Annotated in this window: 2 protein-coding genes; one reads left to right on the top strand and one right to left on the bottom strand. The window is 30.0% G+C overall.

Going from position 1 to position 784, the window contains the following annotated elements:
• Positions 1 to 46 precede the first annotated feature (46 nt).
• Complete coding sequence (locus OZD62_RS00455) at positions 47 to 325, top strand: DUF2671 domain-containing protein (RefSeq protein ID WP_006279425.1); 279 nt, start codon at positions 47 to 49, stop codon at positions 323 to 325.
• Positions 326 to 354: 29 nt separating this feature from the next.
• On the opposite strand, the gene OZD62_RS00460 is transcribed toward OZD62_RS00455, so the two are convergent.
• The coding region (locus tag OZD62_RS00460) for a DsbA family protein (RefSeq protein WP_275019198.1) at positions 355 to 784 on the bottom strand (430 nt) is incomplete at its 5' end.

The raw sequence follows: 784 nt of genomic DNA on the forward strand, positions 1-784 counted from the left end.
TTCTCTTTTTAAAATATAATTTTTATAATCAATTAGAGGGGGTTATATGTCTTATACTATTGCTGGTGAAGTTGAAACGTTAAACAAAAAATCTAACAAGAATGAAGGGGTTATGTTACTACATAATCCAGCTTATCGTGAAAAGTATAAAGAACGTTTTGATGAAGCTCAGAGAAAAGTTATGGATATGGTTCAGTTTTATGATGGGACAATAGTATTAATAGAGAATAAAATCGCTATGTATTACTACACTTGGCACAGTAAAAAAAGAGAGTTTGAGCGTAAAAAACAACAAACAGTAGTGAAAAACAATGACTCAGCATAGAGTCTTTTATATGGTAAGCTACAGTGGTATTACTTCACTATAGCTTTTCCATATAATTTATCTATCACATTAGTGAAATATTTCAGCTCTTTATACCCTCCATGTTTAACTTTATTATGCTCTATATATGATTTATCATCGTTAAGCTTGATGAAAAATATTGGAGTGGCTGTGATACCAAGTTTATTAATTGCCAGTGATTTATCATTTACGATTTTATCCATTATTTTCTTATCATTAATGCATTGGTTAAATGCATCTTGCTTTAAGTTGCTTAGTGCAGCAATTCTTTGTAGTAAAGTCAAATCACTTAAATTGTAGTAATTCCACGAATCTATTGAGTTAAAAACAGCTTTGTTAAAATTAAAGTAGTCTTCTTGTTTTTCGTAGCAATGACTTAGCATTGCAGCCTTTAGCCCTCTGTAATCCAAAGGAAAATGACGAAATATATATAACATC

Origin of the sequence: Wolbachia endosymbiont of Drosophila seguyi, assembly GCF_028981765.1 — a bacterium.
GTDB lineage: Bacteria > Pseudomonadota > Alphaproteobacteria > Rickettsiales > Anaplasmataceae > Wolbachia > Wolbachia pipientis.